This is a genomic window from Microcoleus pseudofavosus SVA1_A4, from assembly GCF_036700565.1.
Lineage (GTDB): Bacteria > Cyanobacteriota > Cyanobacteriia > Cyanobacteriales > Microcoleaceae > Microcoleus.
This window is the reverse complement of record NZ_JAUBPE010000065.1, coordinates 41502-47857: the sequence shown is the minus strand read 5'-3', so window position 1 is coordinate 47857 and position 6356 is coordinate 41502. Positions and strand designations below refer to the sequence as shown.

The 6356-nt window shown below is 47.1% G+C and carries 7 protein-coding genes; 3 read left to right on the top strand and 4 right to left on the bottom strand.

All coding sequences use genetic code 11. From position 1 onward, the window contains the following. The first annotated feature begins 897 nt into the window (after positions 1-897). Positions 898-2580, top strand: a complete 1683-nt coding sequence (locus QUA02_RS24055; RefSeq protein WP_333031494.1) for a tetratricopeptide repeat protein — start codon at positions 898-900, stop codon at positions 2578-2580. Positions 2581-2983: 403 nt separating this feature from the next. Here QUA02_RS24055 and QUA02_RS24050 read toward each other — a convergent pair whose 3' ends face one another. After that, positions 2984-3181 (bottom strand): hypothetical protein, encoded by a 198-nt coding sequence (locus QUA02_RS24050; RefSeq protein ID WP_333031493.1) that lies wholly within the window; start codon positions 3179-3181, stop codon positions 2984-2986. A 91-nt stretch (positions 3182-3272) separates the two neighbouring features. On the opposite strand from QUA02_RS24050, the gene rbp reads away from it, so the two are divergent. Then, positions 3273-3584, top strand: a complete 312-nt coding sequence (gene rbp, locus QUA02_RS24045) for an RNA-binding regulator (protein WP_333031491.1) — start codon at positions 3273-3275, stop codon at positions 3582-3584. Here the strand turns inward: rbp and QUA02_RS24040 are convergent. After that, positions 3581-3721, bottom strand: a complete 141-nt coding sequence (locus tag QUA02_RS24040) for a hypothetical protein (RefSeq protein ID WP_333031489.1) — start codon at positions 3719-3721, stop codon at positions 3581-3583. The two genes, rbp and QUA02_RS24040, sit on opposite strands and share 4 nt — an antisense overlap. 547 nt (positions 3722-4268) lie before the next feature. Here QUA02_RS24040 and QUA02_RS24035 point away from each other — a divergent pair. Then, entirely contained in the window at positions 4269-4880 is a 612-nt protein-coding gene (locus QUA02_RS24035; RefSeq protein WP_333031486.1) for a hypothetical protein, read from the top strand. 98 nt (positions 4881-4978) lie between these two features. Here QUA02_RS24035 and QUA02_RS24030 read toward each other — a convergent pair whose 3' ends face one another. Both QUA02_RS24030 and egtD read right to left on the bottom strand, forming a co-directional pair. Next, positions 4979-5101 (bottom strand): hypothetical protein, encoded by a 123-nt coding sequence (locus QUA02_RS24030; RefSeq protein ID WP_333031484.1) that lies wholly within the window; start codon positions 5099-5101, stop codon positions 4979-4981. Next, a complete protein-coding gene (gene egtD / locus QUA02_RS24025) occupies positions 5098-6144 on the bottom strand; it encodes an L-histidine N(alpha)-methyltransferase (RefSeq protein WP_333031481.1) in 1047 nt (348 codons plus the stop codon). The genes QUA02_RS24030 and egtD overlap by 4 nt, the downstream gene beginning before the upstream one ends. Between the last annotated feature and the right edge of the window lie 212 nt (positions 6145-6356).

The window sequence follows — 6356 nt, the reverse complement described above, 5'->3', positions numbered from 1 at the left end:
CATTCTCTCCCAGCGCGGTGGCTCTAGTTCTTCTTTTGCCACCGTTCTCATCTTTGGTTAGTCTAAACTACAGTAATAAGATGTATAGCCTTTGTAATAAAAGTTAACACACTGCCTTCTTGGGAGCATCCCATTTTTGCTTTCATATCATGGAGGGTTGCATCAGAATAATATATTTGGATGATATAGCGTGCGAGCGTCTCGCTCGCTATTACAAGTTTCCGACACTCGTAAGCTGTTCTGCATTTAAACTGCACAGTCAAAATTTGACAAAGTTCTTGTGGGGTGGGCGTCTCGCCCGCACAAAAAATGCAATTTAGATGTCGAACAGCTTAGTGTAGAGATCGAAATTTTAGACTCTGGTTCAAGCTCCCAGATTCATCTGTGGAGTCAATCGATTTTAGATTTTAGATTTTAGATTTTAGATTTAAGCATTGACCACACGGATAAATTCGGGGGGCAAGTTTCATCGGATACAGGTTTTTTATTTCTCCACGGATGAATCCGGGGGCTTGTATCCTGGATGCTTTCGGTCAATCGAAAATCGAAAATTGAAAATCGACTGACCGTATTTTACAGCGGTATACGCAAAGTGGGAGCGGTGCATAATTTTATACATTACAGTTAAGTAAACATAATTTGTGGCAGCAGACCTGATATGCTAAGTTTGTCTCACAACAGCAGCGAGTTAAGAAAAGCATAAGTTAATATATAGCTCTTCTGGGGTAGATGAGGTATGACTGATAATTGGTAATTGGAGTTGTTAGGCACTTATATCACTTACTGCATAAGCACGATCGGAGGGCTAGAGCATCGACTACGTACCTCACTTACTTGAGAACCGCTATATAAGACCGCAAGCTTGTTATCCCACTAAATTTTATATATGTAAGGCGTATGCCAGACCTCTCGACTTCGGCTTCAGAAAACTCCTCAAACCCCCAGCCAGCGCTGCTGCCGCCGATTTTAAGAATTTTGGCAGCATTTCCCGATTACGATCGGGGTAATAGATTGTACGCATCGGGAAGGTACGAAGCGGCAGTCATTTGCTACGGAAAAGCGGTTCAAATTAAGCCGGACTGGGCCAGGGCGTGGCTGAATCTGGGCAAAGCTTACAAGCAACTGCACTCCAACGCAGAAACGGTGGTCTGCTGCGATCGAGCTATTGCAATTAATCCAGAAGAATATTGGGCTTGGATGCTGCGCGGGACAGCGTTGTTAAATTTGCAGAATCACTCAGAAGCGATCGCGGCTTTCGACAAAGCAATTCAAATCAATCCAGAAAAGCACGAAGCCTGGTATCAGCGGGGCCGAGTTTTAGAGGAATTGCAGCAGTGGGATACAGCAGCAAGCTGTTACAAAAGAGCAACCCAAATTCATCCGAATTTGCCCGCGATGTGGTACCGGCAAGGCAACGTGTTGCTGCAAGCGGAGCGCTACGGTGAGGCCGTGGCGGCTTACGAGCGCGCGCTGAAACTCGTCCCCACTAATTGGGAAGCTTGGCTGAACCGAGGTTTGGCTCTGATGAAGGCGGAACGTTACGCTGAAGCTGTAACTTCTTACGATCGCGCCATTCAACTGCAACCGCAAAATAGTCTGGCTTGGTTCAATCGAGGCATTGCTTCAGCAAAATTGCACAAATATGCAGAAGCGGTGACAGCTTACGATCGCGTCCTGCAACTGCAACCCAACGACTGCGAAGCTTGGTTTTATAAAGGTATGGCCCTCAAACACCAGTGGCGCGATGGGGCAATTGCTTGTTTCGATCGAGCTATTAAAATCAATGCTTTTTATCCAGAAGCATGGATCGGGCGCGGTCAAACACTGTCAGAATCGAGAGATTATGAAGGAGCGATCGCAGCTTTTGACAAAGCCATTCAAATTAATCCGAACTTCCCCGAAGCTTGGCTGGGTAGAGGCATCGCCCTCGCAGAATTGGAACGCTACAAAGAGGCCATTATCGCTTACAGCAATGCCCTACAAATTGAAGGTAATTTTCTAGAAGCTTGGAATTTGCGAGGCGAAGCTCTAGAAAAATTGCAGCAATACGAAGAAGCGATCGCCTGTTTTGATAAAGTAATCTCTCTGAGTTCGGAAGCAGAAATTACATCAAAAGTAGGGTTGCAGCAAGGGGCGGCGCTCGAAAGATTGCAGCGTTACGAAGAAGCCGTCGCCGCTTACAACCGCGTAATTAAAATCGTGCCAGATAACTTTGAAGCTTGGTTAAAACGCGGTAACGCTCTGTCCACTTTGCAGCAGTACGAACAAGCTCTCGCATCATACGATCGAGCAATTACTATTTGGCCCGACAGCTATCAAGGCTGGGTGCAGCGAGGTCTCCTGCTGGGGAAAATGCAGCGCTATTCCGAAGCACTCGTCGCTTTTGACCAAGTGATTCAACTCAAGCCGGACAACTGGGAAGCTTGGGCGCAGCGGGGCGACGTTTTGCAAAAATTGCAGCGGACTCAAGATGCCATTAGCTCTTATGGAGTCGCCCTGGAAATCAAACCCGATTACTACGAAGCTCTAGTCAGTCGAGAAGAATTGAGGCTCAAGGATACAATCCCAGGAAAATGGTAATGAGAGCTTTCAAAGTAGTGCGAGCCCCTCGCACTCCTCAAACTTTTCCTCTTTTCTCTTCCTCTGCGTTCTCTGCGCCCTCTGCGGTTGATAAAAATCTAATTCACAAATCAAATACTATTGCGATATACGGATAAAGTTCGATCGCAGAAGTAATGATATCGTCTCCGGTAAAACAACCGTTATCACTCACATCAATTCCGGCTGCACCGGAATGACAAGCGAGGACACGGCAGTGCCGTTTCCCTACCGCGATAAATTGTAGGGAAACGGCACTGCCGTGTCCTCCGTTTATATCATTCCGATGAAGAGCGGAATTGATATCACATCTTGCACCATTCTCGCTTAACAGGCCCGATGTCAGTTATAACTGAGATCGGGTCCAATTCTCAATAAAACCCAATCAACCGGGTAACAGCGACGAAAAATCTCGGCTCTCAAGTTGATACCTCCGCAAGAAACCAAGCAGATAACGCCAAAAGTGCAAGATGTCAACTATCACGAATACTTTCTGTCGGAGATTGCCCGACGGCACCCAAAATTGAAAATTACGATCGCCAATGGCTGATTCTGCTGGCTTCATGTTATAGTAGTCGCTCAAGAATTAAATTCGGTTGCGTAGTTTGTTGGTGTTTATTTACAAGCGTCTCTCCGAATCTAACTCTCTGCACCCTAATGATTCTGGAGCTTTTATGTCGATTTACGTGGGTAATCTTTCTTATGAGGTATCGTCAGAGGACCTCAGCCAAGTATTTGCCGAGTACGGTACTGTCAGCCGCGTCCAAGTGCCAATGGACCGGGAAACAGGCAGGATGCGCGGTTTTGCTTTTGTGGAAATGGCAAGCGAGGCAGAAGAAGCAGCAGCCATCGCAGCTCTAGATGGTGCTGAGTGGATGGGCCGTGACTTGAAAGTCAACAAAGCCAAACCTCGCGAAGACAACAAACGCTCCTCGGGTGGTGGCGGCGGCTGGGGCGACAAAGATCGCTCTTCACGACGCTACTAAGCTTTGAGACTAAAAACTTGAGTTTTGGTAGTTGACAGCAGGTGCGAAGGCTGATTTTTTTTCGGGTTGTTCGATCGACCCATCATATCAAATCCGGTAGCATCGGAATTAATATTACCGAAATCAGGACACGGCACTGCCGTGTCCCTACAATTAATCTGGGTAGTCCAAGGGCACGGCGCCGTGTCCTGGGTATCATTCCGATGCAACCGGAAACGAGATCATATCAAATCCGCGCTTCATCGTCGGGCGAAAAATCGAGAAGGGCAGTCAACACTCAACCATCATTCAGTTTTTCGACTGACAGTTAACAGTCAACAGTCAACAGTCAACAATCACCTGACGGTGCAACCGGAATTTAGATAAGATATACTCCCAAACCTCTAAATCAGTTTGGCCCCCTCCTTCGAGGGGGCTTTGTTTTTGGCGAAAAATCCCGCCCGGTACGCCTGCGGCACATTTCCCAGCCTAACTCGCGATTCGATATCCTCTTAACTGCTTTTTTCAAGAGGCTTTCGGGACTTCTGGGCTCAACTCCTGTAAACTGTCAAGCTAGAAGTAAGCACAAAGAAAAGTTAGAATAACGGCAAAGTGATATTGCTCAAAAAAACAAACAATCTTTACTGAAAATTAGCCGAGAAAACCAGCCAGACCAGCAAATCTATTGATTTTGCCTGAATAAAGATGCCCAAGGTCTACAGCACGGCGGAACTTATTAAAATCCTCGAAGAAGAGCGCCAAGCCTGCTTGCACGGGCGACGCCTCAACTTGACTCAAACTCCTGCTACAGGCAACCCCGTGATTGACCGCTTTCTCAAATCTGAGGGCGTGCAGAAGTTCACTGCTTATCAAAATTTTAAGGCTGCCGTGCACGAATACCAGCGGGAACATCAAGTTTCTGGGATTGTGTGGCGGGAAATGGCGGTTAAAGGCTATAGTCTGCGCTATCCGGCAGTGGACGACCAATTAATAGCTTTGCCAGTTGATTTGATGACGCTGAAAGCGGCCAAGATTTCAATGTTGGAATTCTGGCAGCAGGTAACTGCGGGGATGGATTTGTATTTAAGCATTAACAGCGGGAAAGATTTTCGATCGATCGAGCCGGTTGACGTGGAGGCGATCGTCCAGCGCACAGAATGGGCCAGTCTCTCGAAGTGGGAAAAGTTGGATTTTCTAGAAATTTTGTTGCAGTTGGGCTGGGGGAAGCCGGAGGAAGCTTATTATAAGCGGGGATGGCCGACCTCGGGCAGCGAGTACATTCACGCCGTCAAACCCGGACAGCGGCCGATTTGTTAATTGGGAATTGGGAATTGGTAATTGCTAAGAAGATATCCTGAATTCAGAACCATTGACAACACAAGAAATTGAGGACACGGCAGTGCCGTGTCCCTACCTCAAAACATCGTAGCACCGGCGAAGGCTCGCCCGCCATCGCCCAATCCGATGTAACCATTGCCCGATTTGTAGGGACACGGCAGTGCCGTGTCCTGACTGTGGGTAATATCTGAAGAACTCATTTATTAACATCAGAAATTTGGCACAGCATCAAGCCAAACCACTGATTTGGATCTGTCCAAACTTGCACCGGCATTAAACCGCGCTGCGAAAGTTCTTCCTTTACAGTATTGAGATTGAACTTGCGCGATATTTCGCTGCGGATAGTTTCTCCTGCTGCAAATTCCACTGTTAAATTGAGAGCGCGCAACTGAACTGTTTGCGCTTTTTTACTTTTCAAGTGCATTTCAATTTGACATTCCTCTTGATTGTAAAAAGCCCAATGCTCGAACTGCGCCAAATCAAAATTTCCCTCATACCTCCGATTTAAATGCCGCAGCATATTCAAGTTAAATGCCGCCGTCACTCCTTGACTGTCATCGTAGGCAGGCTCTAAAATATCCTTAGATTTGTCCAAGTCAATTCCCAGCAAAAAATACTCTCCCGGCTGCAATGCACCGACAATTTGCGAGAAGAACAAATCGCATTCTCGAGCGTTGAGATTGCCGAGGGTACTGCCTAGAAAGCAAATCATTCGGGTTGGCAACGGCGACGGTGCAATTTTAGCTAAGGCTAATTCGTAAGTGCTCACAAGTCCGTGAATCTGGAGCGACGGATAATCTGCCAACAGTTGACAAGCGCTGCTTTCTAGGATAGTAGGACTGATGTCGATCGGCAAATAGTGCAGGGGATATTCCAGTTGGCTGTAAGCATCAAGAAGAATCCGAGTTTTGGTGGAACTGCCGCTGCCGAGTTCCACGATTTCGCACGGGCCCGTCAAATGGGCGATCGCCCCCGCGCACTCCTGCAAAATCGCCGTCTCAGTGCGTGTCAGGTAGTATTCTGGCAACTGGCAAATCAACTCGAACAGGTTTGATCCGCGATCGTCGTAGAAATACTTTGGAGGCAGGGATTTGGGGGTTTGAGTCAACCCGCTAACTGCATCGCTGCCAGCATTGATTTCTGCGGGTGTCGGTGCCGCAGCGCTCACCAGTCGCTCTAAGTGCAGCCGGTTTTCCTTTGTTGAGGCTGAGTTTGTCGTGTCGGACAGTCTTGGGGATTTCATAAAGTAATTTTTAGATGCACATATGGGTATAGCACGCCGTCGCGTTGCCAAATATCGCGCTCAAGTCAGATTTTTCATGCCGCTCTCCGTTATGTATTGTCTCACCGGATGGCGATCGCATCCACAATTAAAACTTAAAATTTATCCATAAAAATTATAAAATAATTAACCAAACTTGTTTTATTTGAGATTGTTACATGGAAAAAAGTTAG